The following is a 14,481-nucleotide window of genomic DNA, read 5'->3' on the forward strand; positions in this document are numbered from 1 at the left end:
GTGGCCGGGGCCTGACGCCGTGCGCCAGCTCTTCGCGCCGGGCGCCGACGCCCTCCTGCGCCTCGCGCTCCTCACCGGGGCGGCCTGCCTCGCGGCCCTGCCGGTGGTGGGGGCAGGGCTGGTGCGCTCCTCCTACGTCACCGGCGTCGGGGTGGCGCCGGCCCAGCCGGTGCCGTTCAGCCACAAGCACCATGCGGGCGAGCTGAAGATCGACTGCCGCTACTGCCACACCACGGTCGAGACCCAGGCCACCGCCGGCATCCCGCCGACCCAGACCTGCATGACCTGCCACGGGCAGATCTGGTCCGGCTCGGAGATGCTGGAGCCGGTGCGGGCGAGCTACGCCAAGGACCAGCCCCTGGTCTGGACCCGCCTGAACAAGCTGCCGGGCTACGTCTACTACAACCACTCGGTCCACGTAACCAACGGCATCGGCTGCTCGACCTGCCACGGCAGCGTCACCGACATGCAGCTCACCTACCGGGCCAACGCCTTCGAGATGAGCTTCTGCCTCGATTGCCACCGCAACCCCGAGAAATACGTGCGGCCGAAGGACCAGATCCTGAACATGACCTGGAGCCCGCCGGCGAACCAGGCGACGCTCGGGCCGGAGCTGGTGCGCCAGTACCATATCCGCGGCGGCGAGCGGCTGACCGAATGCGGGATCTGCCACCGATGAGCGATGATATCGGCGCGCTCCGCGCCCGCCTCGCCGCCGGCGACGGCCCGGCCTTCTGGCGCAGCCTCGACGCGGTGGCGGATTCGCCCGAGTTCCGGGCCTTCCTCGACACCGAGTACCCGGCCGCCGCGCGGCTCGCTGCCGCGCCCGACCGGCGCGGCTTCCTCAAGCTGATGGCCGCCTCCTTCGCGATGAGCGGGCTCGCCGCCTGCGGCCAGCCGGACGGGCGCACGCAGGAGATCCCCTACGTCCGCCAGCCCGAGCGGATCGTGCCGGGGGCGCCGCTGGCCTACGCCTCGGCGGCGCTGACCGACGGGTTCGCCAACGGCATCACGGTCACCACCCGCAACGGCCGCCCGCTCAAGATCGAGGGCAATGCCGAGCATCCCTGGAGCCGCGGCGGCACCGACGTGTTCGGCCAGGCCTCGGTCCTCGGGCTCTACGATCCGTTCCGGCTCCAGACCCCACAACATCTCGCCCGGCCGAGTTCCTGGCAGGCGTTTCGCGCCGCGATGACCGGGCGCTTCGCGGCCTTGAAGGCGGCGGACGGCGGGCGCGGCCTCCACCTCGTCACCGGCCCGGTGACCTCGCCGTCTCTCGCTGCGCAGATCGCCGCGATGCGCCGGGATTTCCCTGGGATGCGCTGGCATATCTCGGCCCCGACCGGGCGCGACGCGCTCTACGAGGGCGCCCAGCTCGCCCATGGCCGCCCGCTCGAGACCCGCTGGCGCTTCGACCAAGCGCGGGTCGTCGTCTCCCTCGACGGCGACCTGCTCGATCCCGGGCCGGGCCAGGTCGGTCTGGCGCGGGACTGGATCGAGGCCCGCCGCAAGGCGGCGGCCGAGGGGCGCCTGCTCGCCCTCCACCATGCCGGCCCGAGCCCGAACCTGACCTCGGCCAAGGCCGATGCCCCCCTCGCCGTCGGTTCGGACGACCTCGCCCGGCTGGTGCGCGACCTCCTCGCCGAGGCCGGCGGCGGCACGGCGGAGGAGAGCAGCGGCCCGGCCGCCGCGTGGCGCAAACAAGCTTTCGCAGCTTTGAACGCGGCCCGCGGCAGCGGCCTCGTGGTGGCCGGGGCGCAAGGAGGGCCGGAGCTGCTGGCGCAGGTCCACCGGCTCAACGCGGCGCTCGGCAATACCGGCCGCACACTGTTCCACACCGCCCCGGTCCCGGTCCTCGATCCCGAGCCCTTGGGCGCGCTCACCGAGGCGATGCGCCGGGGCGAGGTGCAGGTGCTGGTGATGCTCGACGTCAACCCGGTCTACGAGGCACCGGGCGACCTCGGCTTCCTTGAGGCCATGGACCGTGTGCCGCTCAAGATCCATGCCGGGCTCTATCAGGACGAGACCGCCTTCCACTGCGACTGGAACCTGCCGCTCGCCCACCCGCTCGAAGCCTGGGGCGATGCGCGCTCCCTCGACGGCACGGTGACGCTGATCCAGCCGACGGTGCGCCCGCTCTACGACGGCCGCTCCGTGCCGGAGGTGCTGTCGATCCTGACCGACGCCGAGGCCAAGGACGGCGCCGCCCTCCTCGACGCCCATTGGCGCCGGCCGGACGAGTCTGATGCCGCCTGGACGACCCGGCGCGAGGCCTTCCTGCAGGCGGGCTTCCTCGCCGACACCGCGTTCCCGCCCGAGACCGTCGCTGCGCCGCTCCCGGCCGCGATCGCTCCCGCCCGCCCCGCCCCGTCGCCGGCCGGCCCGGCCCGGCGGGTCGAGGTCCTGTTCCGGCCCGACGCGACCGTGTGGGACGGGAGCCTCGCCAACCTCGCCTGGCTCCAGGAACTCCCCAAGCCCCTGACCAAGGTGGTGTGGGGCAACGTGATCGCGGTGAGCCCGGTCCTCGCCGAGCGCGAGGAGCTGAAACAGGGCGACGTCGTCACCCTGGAGGCCGAAGGGCGGCGGATCGAGGGGCCGGTCTGGATCCAGCCGGGCCAGGCCGACGAGGCCGTCACGGTCTTCCTCGGCTACGGCCGGAGGATCCCGGAGCAGCTCGCCGACGGGCTCGGCTACGACGCCTACCCCTTGCGCTGCAGCGCCACGCCCTGGCGCGTCGCGGAGGCGACGCTCGCCGCCACCGGCCGCAAGGCGCCGCCGGTGACGACGCAAGATCACGGCACGATGGAGGGGCACGACTTCGTGCGCGTGCAGGCGGTCGGCAGCGCCGCGCCGGTCGCCTCCCGCGAGACGCCGCCCTCGCTCTACCCGCCGGCCCCGACCTCGCCCGGCGGGCGCTACGGCACAGAGCGCGCCTGGGGCATGGTGATCGACCTCGATGCCTGCATCGGCTGCAACGCCTGCGTCACCGCCTGCCAGTCCGAGAACAACATCCCGGTCGTCGGCAAGGAGGAGGTGGCGCTCGGGCGCTGGCTGCACTGGCTCCGGATCGACCGCTACTACGAGGGCGGGCTCGACGACCCGAAGACCCACTTCATGCCGGTGCCCTGCATGCATTGCGAGCAGGCGCCCTGCGAGGTCGGCTGCCCGGTGGAGGCGACCGTGCACGACCGCGAGGGCCTGAACCTCATGGTCTACAACCGCTGCGTCGGCACGCGGGCCTGTTCGAGCTACTGCCCCTACAAGGTCCGGCGCTTCAACTACCTCGACTATTCCGGCGACATGGCGCCGGTGCAGCAGCAGCAGCGCAACCCGGAGGTCACGGTCCGGGCCCGCGGCGTGATGGAGAAGTGCACCTACTGCGTCCAGCGCATCGCCGCAGCGCGGATCGATTCGACCAAGGGCGACCACGCGCCGATCCCCGACGGGGCGGTCGAGACCGCCTGCCAGGGCGCCTGCCCGACACGGGCCATCACCTTCGGCGACTTGCGCGATTCCGGCAGCCGGGTCGCGGCGGCGGCGGCCGATCCGCGCAATTACGGGCTGCTTTCCGAGCTCAACACCCGGCCGCGCACCACCTACCTCGCCCGCCTGGTCGAGCAGGCCGCCGTCAAGGACTCCGCCGTGAAACCCGGGAGTGCCCTATGAGCGGCACGACGATCCCCCGCGCCGGCCTGCTCGGCCGGGACGAAGACTTCGCCTCGATCGGCCGCGCGGTGACCGAGGCCTCGGCCCGCACCCGCTCGCGGGCGTGGTGGATCGCTTTTGCCGGGGCCTGCGGGCTCCTCGGGGTCTTCGCGGCGGCGCTCTTCTGGCTGCTGCTGAACGGCGTCGGCATCTGGCACAACAACAACCCGGTCGTCTGGGCGCTCGACATCGTCGCCTACGATTGGTGGATTGGCATCGCCTGCGGGGCGCTGCTCACCTCCGCCACCTTGCGCCTCACCGGCGCCGCCTGGCGCTCAGGGGTCGACCGCATCGCCGAGACCACCGCGATCCTGGCCGCCGCCGCCGCCGCCCTCTACCCGATCATCCATCTCGGGCGCCCCTGGGTATTCTACTGGACCCTGCCCTACCCCAACACCCTGGCGCTCTGGCCGCAATTCCGCTCGCCGCTGGTCTGGGACGCCATCGACATCATCAGCTTCCTCGGGGTGTGCCTGAGCCTGTGGTATGTCGGGCTGCTGCCCGACCTCGCGATCCTGCGCGACCGCGCCTTCGGGGCGGTCCTGGCGGAGATCGACGCGCGCGGCCGCAGCCGGCGCCTGACGCTCCTCAAGGCGCAGGTCTACGGCATCCTGGCGCTCGGCTGGCGCGGGGCCTCGACCCACTGGGAGCGCTGGCTCATGGCCACCCGCACGCTCTCGGGCCTCGCCCTCGTCCTCGTGGTCTCGCTCCAGACCGGGGCCTCGGTGATGCTCGCCGGCACGGTCCTGCCGGGCTGGCACGACACGCTCCTGCCGGTGACCTTCCTTACCGCCTCGCTGCTCTCGGGCGTCGGCGTCACCGCGGCGCTCTGCGTGCTGGTGCGCCGGGCGCTCCACCTCGAGGCGCTGATCACCGAGCGCCACCTCGCCCTGATGGCCCGCCTGATGCTGGGCCTCGGGCTCGCCTCGGCCTATTGCTACGCCACCGAGATTTTTTCCAGCCTCCTGCACGGCGACGCCTACGACAGGGGCGTCCTGGTGCGCCGCCTCTCCGGCTCGCATGCCTGGGCGTTCTGGATCATCGTGGTCTTCGCCCTTTTGCCGGTGCAGCTGTTCTGGTTCCGGGCGTTCCGCCGCTCCGGCCTCGTCGTGGCGCTCGTCGGCGTGGCGGCGGCGATCGGCAGCTTCGGCGACCATTTCATGCTGCTGATCGTGACCCTGAGCCACGATTTCCTGCCCTCCTCGGCCCATCCCTACCGCATGGGCGCCTGGGGGCTCGCGACGCTGGCCGGCTCGATCGGGCTCTTCCTCGCCCTGCTGCTCCTCGGCTTGCGCACCCTGCCGATGGTCTCGATCACCGAGACGCGGCGCTTCGCCGAGAGCCACCCCGACGGGCAGCCGAGCGGCGAGCGGGCGCCGACGCTGGCCGAGACCGCGGAGGCGCCGCTCTGGGGCGTCAGCGCCGAATTCGACAATGCCGGGACGCTGGCGGCCGCCGTGAAGGCCATGAGGGCGCGCGACTTCGGCGCCCGGATCGAGACCTACGGCCCGGTGCCGATGCCTCGGGCCGCCGACGCGCTCGGCCGCCCGGCCGGGATCCTGCCGCCCCTCGCCCTCGGGGCGGCGCTCCTGGGCGGCATCGCGTTCATGGCGATGTGCCTCTACGCCACCGGGTTCGACTACGTGTTCGACGTCGGCGGGCGGCCGCGCTTCTCCTGGCAGGCCTTCATGGTGCCGAGCGTGTCCTTCGGCATCCTGTGCGGCGGGCTGACGGCGCTGCTGGCGCTGCTGTTCCAGAACCGCCTGCCGCGGCTCAACCACCCGGCCTTCGCGATTCCGGGTTTTTCCCGCGCCAGCGAGGACCGCTTCTTCCTCGCGCTCGAGGCGGCGGGCCCCCGGTTCGACCCGGCCCGGATCGAGCAGGCTCTGGCGCGGCTGCCGGACGGACGGCCCCTGATGGTCCGGAGGGTGCCGCTGTGATGCGCCTCACCCTCCTCCTGCCCCTGGTGCTCCCCCTTGCCCTCGCCGCCTGCGACCAGGCCAACATGGTGAGCCAGCCCAAGGCCAAGACCTGGGACAGCAACCCGTTCTTTCCCGAGAAGCAGACGATGCGGCTGCCGCCCCCCGGCACCGTGGCGCGCAAGAGCCCCGACCGGCCGGTGCCGCAACCGGCCTCCGCGAGCCCGGAGCTGCTGGCGCGGGGCCAGGAGCGCTACGACGTGTTCTGCACCCCCTGCCACGGCGGCGCCGGCCACGGCGACGGCTTGATCGTGCAACGCGGCTACCCGCGCCCGCCCGCCTTCGATGATGCCCGCCTGCGCGCCGCACCCGCGCAAGCCTTCTACGACGTGATCAGCAACGGCAAAGGCAACATGCTCCCCTACGCCGCGCAGGTGCCGCCAGCCGACCGCTGGGCCATCGTCGCCTATATCCGCGCGCTCCAGCTGAGCCAGGGCGCGACGCTGGCGAGCCTGCCGGCGGAGGATCAGGATGCGGTCGCGGCCGCCGCGCGCCGCGCGAAGGCGGGAGACACCCGATGAGCCGCCGTCCGATCTCCCTCGCCCTCGGGGTGACGGCGCTCGCGGCCTGCGCGCTCGCCGGCGCGTCCGGGACCCCGGTGATGCCGTCCTACCTCGCCGCTTGGCTGGTGCTGGTGGCGTTGCCGGTCGGCGCCCTGCCGCTGCTGATGGGGCTCGAACTCGCGGGCTTCGCCGCCGGCCCGATGGCGGCGTCCCTGCGCCGCCTGCTCGGCCTCCTGCCGATCGCCGGCCTGCTGCTGCTGCCGGTGCTGCTCAGCCTCGGCGGCCTCTACCCCTGGGACCGCGGCGCGCCGCCGCGCACGGCCTTCGCGGCGGTGTGGTTCACCCCCGTCTTCTTCATCCTGCGCAGCCTCGCCTACCTCGCCCTCTGGCTCTGGCTCGCCGACGTCTTCCGGCGCCCGGCGGCCGAGCCCGGCAGCCCGGCGGCGGCGCGGCGGCGCGGCCGCGCCGTCCTCGGGCTGGTCCTCACCACCGTCACGGCGACGCTGGCGGCGGAGGACTGGGTGCAATCGGCCGATCCCGGCCTCGCCTCGACGGCCTTCGGGCTCCTGGTGATGACGATCCAGGCGGGCCTGGCCCTCTCGGCGGCGGCTCTCATCGCGGCGCGCGACTCCTCCGGCCGGCCGGGGCGCGACCAGCGCACCGCCGCCGCCTTCGCCGACCCGATCCTGGTGCTGCTCGCGATCTGGGGCTTCGTCCACGCCGCGCAGTACCTCACGGTGTGGTCGGCCAACCTCCCCGAGGAGGCGCGCTGGTATCTCGCCCGGGACGGGGCGCTCGGCCGCCTTGGGCTCTGGGCGGCGATCGGCGTGATGGTGCTGGCGGTCCTGGTGCTCGTGCCGCGCCGCACCGCCGGCCGGCCGGCGCTCCTCGCCGGCATCGCCCTCCTGATCCTGCTGCTGCACGGGGCCGAGATCTTCTGGCTCGTCACGCCGGGCTTCCGCGGCGCCTTCCGCTTCACCTTGGCCGACGCGCTCGCGCTGATCGGGGTGGTGGGCGTCGCCGGCGGCCTCTACGGCCCGGTTGACCGCCGCCTGCGGGGACACGCGTCGTGAGCGATCCGATCACCCGGCCCGGCCCCTTCGCCCTCCTCTCGGCCGTGGCGGCGGCGGGGCTCCTGCGGCTCTCCGGCCTCAAGCCGGCCGCGCCGCCCGAGCCCGATCACGGCCCGCACAACCCGGAAGGGTTCGAGGAGGAGGACGTCGACGTCCGCCGCACCGCCTTCGTCGTGGCGGGCCTGGCGGCCTCCGTCGCCACCGCGATCGCGGCGGTGGGGCTGATGATGCACCTGTTCGGCGCCTGGCACGTCGCCGGCACGCCGCGCCTCACCCCGCAGCAGACCGCGAAGGTGCAGCCGCCGCCGCCCAACCTCCAAGGGGCTCCCTATGAGGACCTCGCCCGCCAGGAGACGCGGGACACGATGCAGACGACCACCTATGCCCCGCTCCCCGATGGACGCGCCCGCATTCCGGTCGCGCGCGCGATGCAGCTGATCGCCGGCCAATCCCTCGATCCCTCTGCCCTCAATTCCTTGGCGCCCCTCCCGCCCGAGGGTGGAGCCCCCGTTCGATGAACCCGACCGACCTCGCGCTCCAGCTCTGGCCGCCGGCCGCCTCCTCGACCGCGGTCGAGACCGACTGGCTGATCCTCGCCTTCACGGTCCTGACGCTGCTGCTCACGGTGCCGGTCTTCGTCGCCATCACGTGGTTCGCGATCCGCTATCGCCAGGGCGAGGAGGCCGACCGCAGCCACGGCAACACCCGCAGCGTGCTCATCGAGATCAGCTGGATGCTGATCCCGTTCCTGCTCACCCTGATCTTCTTCGTCTGGGGCGCCCGCCTGTTCTTCATCTCGAAGCAGGTGCCGGGCGACGCCATGGTGGTCGAGGCGATCGGCCGGCAATGGATGTGGAAGTTCCAGCATCCGACCGGTCAGTCCGAGATCAACGACCTGCACCTGCCGATCGGCCAGCCGATCAAGATCCGGATGATCAGCCAGGACGTGATCCACAACCTCTACCTTCCGGCTCTGCGGATGCAGATGGCGACCCTGCCGGACCGCTACACCGAGATGTGGTTCAAGGCCGACCGCACCGGCAGCTACCGGCTGTACTGCTCGGAATATTGCGGCACCGACCATTCGAAGATGGACGGCAACCTGACCCTGATGACCCAGGCCGACTACGCCGCCTGGCTCCAGAATGCCGGCGCCAACCAGGGCGGCCAGGCCGGGGCGGGCCGTGTCGTCTACGAATCCTACGGTTGCGGCAACTGTCACGATCCCGGGGCCAAGGTGCGGGCGCCCTCGCTGGCCGGCCTCTACGGCCGCACGGTCAAGCTCGCCGACGGTCGCACCGTGACGGCCGACGAGACCTATCTCCGCGACAAGATCCTGAACCCGAACCGGCAGAAGCTGGCGGCGGACTACAAGCAGGTGATGCCGGCCTTCCGCAACGTGATCCCGAACGACGACCTCGACCGTCTCCTCGCCTACCTGAAGAGTTCGGGGGCGACAGCGCAGCAGGAAGCGACCCCAGGAGGTCCGGTTCAATGACGAGCGGCACCATCACCGACGGGCCGGCCCTGCGCGACCCCCACACCCCGGATTCCCGCCTCGGCCACGGGGCCGACTACCTGCATGCCGAGCATACCTTACGCTCGTGGTTCTTCACCACCGACCACAAGCGCATCGCGCTGCTCTATCTCGCCAGCATCACCGCCTTCTTCGTCATCGGCGCGGTGACGGCCGGGCTGGTGCGCCTGGCGCTCGTCGTGCCGGACGGGCAGGTCTTCACCAACGACACCTACAACAAGCTGTTCACGATCCACGGGGTCGTGATGGTGTGGTTCTTCCTGATCCCCTCGATTCCCGCCACCTTCGGCAACTTCCTGATCCCGCTGATGATCGGCGCGCGGGACCTCGCCTTCCCGAAGCTGAACCTCGCCTCATGGTACGTGTTCATGACCGGCGCGCTGTTCACGCTGGCGAGCGTGGTGCTGGGCGGCGTCGATACCGGCTGGACCTTCTACACACCGCTCTCCACCGCCTTCTCGAACACCTGGGTGGTGCCGGCGCTGATCGGCGTCACCATCGTGGGCTTCTCGTCCATCCTGACCGGCCTCAACTTCGTGGTGACGATCCACACCATGCGGGCGCCGGGCATGACCTGGTTCCGCCTGCCGATCTTCGTCTGGACCCACTACGCCACCAGCCTGATCTTCCTGCTGGCCACCCCGGTCATCACCGTGGCGCTGATCCTGCTCATCGCCGAGCGCGCCTTCCATATCGGGGTGTTCGATCCGGCCTATGGCGGCGATCCGGTGCTGTTCCAGCACCTGTTCTGGTTCTACTCGCACCCGGCGGTCTACATCATGGTGCTGCCGGGCATGGGGGTGATCTCCGAGATCGTCCCGGCCTTCGCGCAGAAGAAGCTCTTCGGCTACAAGTTCGTCGCCTACGCGGCGATTGGGCTCGCCTCGGTGACCTTCTTCGTCTGGGGCCACCACATGTTCGTCAACGGGCAGAGCGACTTCGCCAGCGTGGCGTTCTCGGTGCTCAGCTTCGCCGTCGCCGTGCCCTCGGCGGTCAAGGTCTACAACTGGACCGCGACGATCCATAAGGGCTCGCTCAAGCTCGACACGCCGATGCTCTACGCCATGGGCTATATCGGGCTGTTCGTGCTCGGCGGCCTCACCGGGCTCTATCTCGCGACGCTCGCCATCAATCAGCACGTCCACGCCACCTACTTCGTCGTGGCGCATTTCCACTACATCATGGTCGGCGGCACGGTGCTGGCCTTCCTCGGCGGCCTGCATTTCTGGTGGCCGAAGATCACCGGGCGGATGTATATCGAAGCCTGGGGCCGGATTTCCGCCTTCCTGATCTTCATCGGCTTCAACGTCACCTTCTTCCCGCAATTCATCCTCGGCTACCTCGGGATGCCGCGGCGCTACCACGTCTATCCGCCGGAATTCCAGTTCCTCAACATCCTGTCCTCGGCGGGCTCGACCATCCTGGCGGTCGGCTACATCTTCCCGATGGTCTACCTCGTCTACTCGATCTGGTTCGGGAAGCGGGCCTCGGCCAACCCCTGGGACGCCCGCGGCCTCGAATGGACCGTGCCCTCGCCGCCGCCGGCGCACAACTTCCTCACCGAGCCGCAAGCCCCGAAAATTCCCTACGACTACCCGATCCAGGCCCGCGAAACCGGGAGGCAGCACTCGTGAGCGCGGGCGCCACCGAGGCTTCCGTCGGCGTCAAGCTCGTCTCGCACTTCGCCACGGTCGAGCAGCAGAAGCGCGCCGCCGTGCTCGGGATGTGGGCCTGGCTGCTGACCGAGCTCCTGCTCTTCGCCGGCCTGTTCCTCACGGCCCTGGTCCTGCGCCTGCTCCACCCGGAGGCGATCCAGGCGGCGGCGCGCCACCTCAAATTCTGGATCGGCGCGGTCAACACCGTGGTGCTGATCGGCTCCAGCCTGACCATGTCGGGGGCGATCCAGCTCTCGCGCCTCGGCTGGCAGCGCGGCATGGTGCGGTTCATGCTCGCCACCGCCGCGCTCGGCACGCTCTTTCTCGTGCTCAAGGGCTACGAGTACTACGCCGACTACCACGAACACATGATGCCGTTCCTGTCCGACCGGCCCTACGAGCTGAAGGATTCGCCGCCCTCGCGGCTGTTCGTGAACCTCTACTACGTCGCGACCAGCCTTCACGGCCTGCACCTGATGACCGGCATCACCATCCTCCTGGTGATGACCTGGCAGGCGAGCCGGCCGGGATTTTTGAGCGTGCACCAGAACCGGATCGAGATCTTCGGGCTCTACTGGCACTTCATCGACCTGATCTGGATCCTCGCCTTCCCGACCCTCTACGTGCTCAACCGGTAGGAGCGCCCCCCTTGTTCGGCACCAGCGACGAGCGCCGCATCCTCTGGCAGCACATGCGCGAGCCGGTCCTGACGGCATGCGCGCTGCTGGCGATGCTCGGGATCAACGTAGGCTTAGGCGCCACCCTCCCCTTCCCGCATGTCTGGATCGTCGAACTGCTCGTCGCCGCCGTGATGGTGGCGACGATCCTGCTGGTCTCGATGGAGGTCCGGCACGAGCCGCCGCTGGTGAAGCTGTTCGCCGGGATCGGCTTCTTCTGGGTCGGGATCCTGTTCACGATGACGCTGGTGGATTACCTGTCGCGGGCGTAGCATTCTGCCGTGGTCGTGATCCGGGATAGCGCACTGTGAGTCCGTCTGACTTTCTCAACAGTCTTGACCCCCTCCGAGTCATTCCGGGGCCGCGCAGCGGAGCCCGGAATCCAGAAACTCAGGTGGGAGTTGATTGAAACGGCACGGTAGCCGTCTTGTTCTGCAAACCTCCGCGGTTCTGGATTCCGGGCTCCGCTGCGCGGCCCCGGAATGACTCGGAGGGGACCAGGTCCGCCGGAGCAAGCCGGGCAGCGTCCTGACTGCACATGCAAAGCAGCTGATGAAGGACTTTCTTGCGGAAGTCCGCGCCCTCCGCGGGGGAACGATATGATGGACGATCTGAAGATAGAGATCGGCGGTTCGGCCGAGGACATGGGACGTCGCTTCATCGACGCCTGGCACAGGGCCGAGCGAGGCGAGGTCGCCCCGGCGACCCACGGTCTCACCTTCGAGAACTGGGACGCCTTCGTGGCGACGCTCTCACCCGCCCGGATCGCGCTCCTTAGGCGGCTCGCCGCGGACGGACCGACCCCCTCCATCAACGCCTTGGCCTTGGCGCTTGGTCGCTCCTACCGCCGCGTCCACGATGACGTGACCGCGCTGCATGCCGCCGGTCTGATGGAGCGGACGGGCAGAACCGTTTCGCTGGCCGTCTCGACGGTCTCGGCCCATCTCGACCTGAATGCTGCCTGAGCCCGTCCCACGGTGCTGCGGCACCGCTTGCCGGTACAGGCTGAGCGTCGCCGTTCACTCCCCGCTCACCGCCGCCGCCCTATAACGGTCGCCATGTGCGAATTGCTCGGCATGAGCGCCAACGTCCCGACCGACATCCGCTTCAGCTTCGCCGGCCTCGCGCGCCGGGGAGGCGAGACCGGGCCGCATCAGGACGGCTGGGGCATCTCGTTCTACGAAGGCCGCGGCTGCCGCAGCTTCCACGATCCGGAGCCGAGCGCGCGCTCCGAGATCGCCCGGCTGTTGCGCCAATACCCGATCAAGAGCCGGATCGTGATCGCCCATGTCCGCCGGGCCAATCGCGGCCGGGTGACCCTGGAGAACACCCATCCGTTCAGCCGCGAGTTGTGGGGCCGCACCTTCACCTTCGCGCATAACGGCCAGCTCAAGGGGGTGAAGCGGCTGAAGCTCGGCCGCTTCAAGCCCGTCGGCACCACCGACAGCGAGCACGCCTTCTGCTGGATGCTGGGGGCGCTCGAAGAGCGCTGGAGTACGCTGCCCAAACCCACCCGCCTCGACGGGGCGGTGCGGGAGCTCTGCGCCGAGTTGCACGGGCTCGGGGTGTTCAACATGCTGCTCTCCGACAGCCGCACCCTCTACGCCCATTGCGGCAAGCGGCTCTGCACCCTGACCCGCCGGGCGCCCTTCGGCACCGCGACGCTGATCGACGAGGATTGGCGGGTGGATTTCGCGCAAGAGACCACGCCCGACGACATCGTGACCGTGGTGGCGACCCGCCCGCTCACCCGCGACGAGCGCTGGACCGACCTCGCGCCGGGCGAGGTGCTGGCCTTCCGCCTCGGCGTGCCGGACGGGGACGAGACCGGGGCCGGCGCGGGCGGTTGACGCAGCCCGTGACGCCGCGGCCCTATCGGTTCCGGTCCGTTTCGCTAAGCTCGCCCTTTCCGGTCGCGGCCCCCGGGCCCATCTTCCTGTAGGCAGGCAGACGCGAGAGCCATGACGCGAGACATCGTTCCGAATCCGTCGGCCCAGACCTCGTCGGCGCAGAACCCCTCTGCGGAAGACCGGCCCGGCCTGTCGGCCAGCATCCGGTCTCATCTCGGCACCCAGCTCCGGGCGACCTACGAGGCCCTGGGCGACGAGGACCCGGACAACCGGTTCGCCGAGCTGGTCGCCCGCCTGGAGGCGGCGCTGAAGGCCCAGGGCGAGGTCGTCCTGCCGGAATTCCGCGACGGGCTGCTGCAGGCGGTGCCCTCCTTGCGCGCCTTCGCGCTGTCGCTCACCAGCAACCCGGCCCGGGCCGACGACCTGGTGCAGGACACGTTGCTCAAGGGCTGGCAGCACAGGGCCCGGTTCCAGGCCGGCACCAACCTGAACGCCTGGCTGTTCACCATCCTGCGCAACATCTTCTACTCGGATCACCGCAAGCGGGTGCGCGAGGTCGAGGACCAGGACGGCTCCTACGCCGCGCGGCTCGCCACTGCGCCGCACCAGGGCGACCGGCTCGACGTCGAGGATTTGCAGAGCGCCCTCGCCAAGCTGCCGCCGGACCAGCGCGAGGCCCTGGTGCTCGTCGGCGCCGAGGGCGTCTCCTACGAGGAGGCGGCGGCGATCATGGGCTGCAAGGTCGGCACGGTGAAGAGCCGCGTCAGCCGCGCCCGCGGCCGCCTGGCGGAGCTTCTGGGCTACGACGAGGAAGATCTCGGCACCGACCGGCTGATCCAGTCGGCGATGCCGAAGGACGCGTGAGTCGCGCCCGGTACTCCTGCGGGGTTCAAGGCAAATTTTTCGGCCGGATCGATTGAACCGTTTCGCCCATGACGACGTTACCACCCCCGAAGAGCTGCCCCGCTCGACGGGGTGGACTGGACGAAACGGAGATCGACCCGATGAAGACCAAGACCTTCCTGGCCGCTGCTGCTCTCGCCCTCTCCCTGCCGATGGCTGCTCATGCGCAGGGCCTGATCGGTGGCGCCCAGCGCGGCGCCGAGGACGGCGCGGATGCGGCCGGTCCGGTCGGCGCGATCGTCGGCGGTGCCGTGGGTGCTGCGACGGGTGCCGTCGGCGGCCTGCTCGGCGTCGACGACCGTCCGCGCTTCCGCTCCTACGCCGTGCGCCAGCACCGTTCCTACGATTGGGACGGCGACGTCCGCGTCGGCACCGTGCTGCCCTCCTCGGGCGTGAGCTACTACGAGGTCCCGTCCGATTACGGCATCCGCGGCCGCCGCTACACAGTGGTCAACGATCGCGTCGTGCTGGTCGATCCGGGCACCCGCCGTATCGTGCAGGTCATCGACTAACACTTTCACCGACCAAGGTTTGCGAGCGCGCCGCCCTCGGGCGGCGCAGCCCTCATCCTCGGACAAGCCCCGGCCTCGCGCCGGGGC

The 14,481-nt window shown here is 70.5% G+C and carries 14 protein-coding genes; all 14 read left to right on the top strand.

What is annotated here, in order from left to right; all coding sequences use genetic code 11:
• Positions 1–19: 19 nt before the first annotated feature.
• A complete protein-coding gene (locus tag ABZT49_RS20160) occupies positions 20–679 on the top strand; it encodes a cytochrome c3 family protein (RefSeq protein ID WP_355288384.1) in 660 nt (219 codons plus the stop codon).
• On the top strand, positions 676–3,666 hold the full coding sequence (locus ABZT49_RS20165) for a TAT-variant-translocated molybdopterin oxidoreductase (protein WP_355288386.1): 2,991 nt from the start codon (positions 676–678) through the stop codon (positions 3,664–3,666). The genes ABZT49_RS20160 and ABZT49_RS20165 overlap by 4 nt, the downstream gene beginning before the upstream one ends.
• Positions 3,663–5,645 carry a quinol:electron acceptor oxidoreductase subunit ActD gene (locus tag ABZT49_RS20170; RefSeq protein WP_355288388.1) on the top strand — a complete coding sequence of 661 codons (1,983 nt, stop codon included), beginning with the start codon at positions 3,663–3,665 and terminating at the stop codon, positions 5,643–5,645. The genes ABZT49_RS20165 and ABZT49_RS20170 overlap by 4 nt, the downstream gene beginning before the upstream one ends.
• A complete protein-coding gene (locus ABZT49_RS20175; protein WP_355288390.1) occupies positions 5,645–6,205 on the top strand; it encodes a cytochrome c in 561 nt (186 codons plus the stop codon). The genes ABZT49_RS20170 and ABZT49_RS20175 overlap by 1 nt, the downstream gene beginning before the upstream one ends.
• A complete protein-coding gene (locus tag ABZT49_RS20180; RefSeq protein ID WP_355288392.1) occupies positions 6,202–7,260 on the top strand; it encodes a hypothetical protein in 1,059 nt (352 codons plus the stop codon). Before ABZT49_RS20175 ends, ABZT49_RS20180 begins: the two co-directional genes overlap by 4 nt.
• Entirely contained in the window at positions 7,257–7,778 is a 522-nt protein-coding gene (locus ABZT49_RS20185; protein WP_355288394.1) for a hypothetical protein, read from the top strand. The genes ABZT49_RS20180 and ABZT49_RS20185 overlap by 4 nt, the downstream gene beginning before the upstream one ends.
• Positions 7,775–8,758 carry a cytochrome c oxidase subunit II gene (gene coxB, locus ABZT49_RS20190; RefSeq protein ID WP_355288395.1) on the top strand — a complete coding sequence of 328 codons (984 nt, stop codon included), beginning with the start codon at positions 7,775–7,777 and terminating at the stop codon, positions 8,756–8,758. Before ABZT49_RS20185 ends, coxB begins: the two co-directional genes overlap by 4 nt.
• Positions 8,755–10,431, top strand: a complete 1,677-nt coding sequence (locus ABZT49_RS20195; protein WP_355288396.1) for a cbb3-type cytochrome c oxidase subunit I — start codon at positions 8,755–8,757, stop codon at positions 10,429–10,431. The genes coxB and ABZT49_RS20195 overlap by 4 nt, the downstream gene beginning before the upstream one ends.
• Positions 10,428–11,090, top strand: coding sequence for a cytochrome c oxidase subunit 3 (locus tag ABZT49_RS20200; protein ID WP_355288398.1), 663 nt, complete (start codon positions 10,428–10,430; stop codon positions 11,088–11,090). Before ABZT49_RS20195 ends, ABZT49_RS20200 begins: the two co-directional genes overlap by 4 nt.
• Before the next feature lie 11 nt (positions 11,091–11,101).
• Complete coding sequence (locus ABZT49_RS20205; RefSeq protein ID WP_355288399.1) at positions 11,102–11,401, top strand: oxidase; 300 nt, start codon at positions 11,102–11,104, stop codon at positions 11,399–11,401.
• A gap of 330 nt (positions 11,402–11,731) precedes the next feature.
• Positions 11,732–12,094 carry a hypothetical protein gene (locus ABZT49_RS20210; RefSeq protein ID WP_355288401.1) on the top strand — a complete coding sequence of 121 codons (363 nt, stop codon included), beginning with the start codon at positions 11,732–11,734 and terminating at the stop codon, positions 12,092–12,094.
• 93 nt (positions 12,095–12,187) lie between these two features.
• Complete coding sequence (locus ABZT49_RS20215; RefSeq protein ID WP_355288403.1) at positions 12,188–12,979, top strand: class II glutamine amidotransferase; 792 nt, start codon at positions 12,188–12,190, stop codon at positions 12,977–12,979.
• 111 nt (positions 12,980–13,090) lie between these two features.
• A complete protein-coding gene (locus ABZT49_RS20220) occupies positions 13,091–13,843 on the top strand; it encodes a sigma-70 family RNA polymerase sigma factor (RefSeq protein WP_093568536.1) in 753 nt (250 codons plus the stop codon).
• Between the two features lie 140 nt (positions 13,844–13,983).
• Positions 13,984–14,394 (top strand): DUF1236 domain-containing protein, encoded by a 411-nt coding sequence (locus ABZT49_RS20225; protein WP_093568537.1) that lies wholly within the window; start codon positions 13,984–13,986, stop codon positions 14,392–14,394.
• Positions 14,395–14,481 lie beyond the last annotated feature (87 nt).

Origin of the sequence: Methylobacterium sp. EM32 (assembly GCF_040593685.1) — a bacterium.
Taxonomy (GTDB): Bacteria; Pseudomonadota; Alphaproteobacteria; order Rhizobiales; family Beijerinckiaceae; genus Methylobacterium.

Coding starts and splice junctions, on each gene's coding strand:
- ABZT49_RS20215 (WP_355288403.1), top strand. CDS start 12,188: ATGTGCGAATTGCTCGGCATGAGCGCCAACGTCCCGACCGACATCCGC.
- ABZT49_RS20195 (WP_355288396.1), top strand. CDS start 8,755: ATGACGAGCGGCACCATCACCGACGGGCCGGCCCTGCGCGACCCCCAC.
- ABZT49_RS20170 (WP_355288388.1), top strand. CDS start 3,663: ATGAGCGGCACGACGATCCCCCGCGCCGGCCTGCTCGGCCGGGACGAA.
- coxB (WP_355288395.1), top strand. CDS start 7,775: ATGAACCCGACCGACCTCGCGCTCCAGCTCTGGCCGCCGGCCGCCTCC.
- ABZT49_RS20225 (WP_093568537.1), top strand. CDS start 13,984: ATGAAGACCAAGACCTTCCTGGCCGCTGCTGCTCTCGCCCTCTCCCTG.
- ABZT49_RS20220 (WP_093568536.1), top strand. CDS start 13,091: ATGACGCGAGACATCGTTCCGAATCCGTCGGCCCAGACCTCGTCGGCG.
- ABZT49_RS20210 (WP_355288401.1), top strand. CDS start 11,732: ATGGACGATCTGAAGATAGAGATCGGCGGTTCGGCCGAGGACATGGGA.
- ABZT49_RS20165 (WP_355288386.1), top strand. CDS start 676: ATGAGCGATGATATCGGCGCGCTCCGCGCCCGCCTCGCCGCCGGCGAC.
- ABZT49_RS20180 (WP_355288392.1), top strand. CDS start 6,202: ATGAGCCGCCGTCCGATCTCCCTCGCCCTCGGGGTGACGGCGCTCGCG.
- ABZT49_RS20175 (WP_355288390.1), top strand. CDS start 5,645: ATGCGCCTCACCCTCCTCCTGCCCCTGGTGCTCCCCCTTGCCCTCGCC.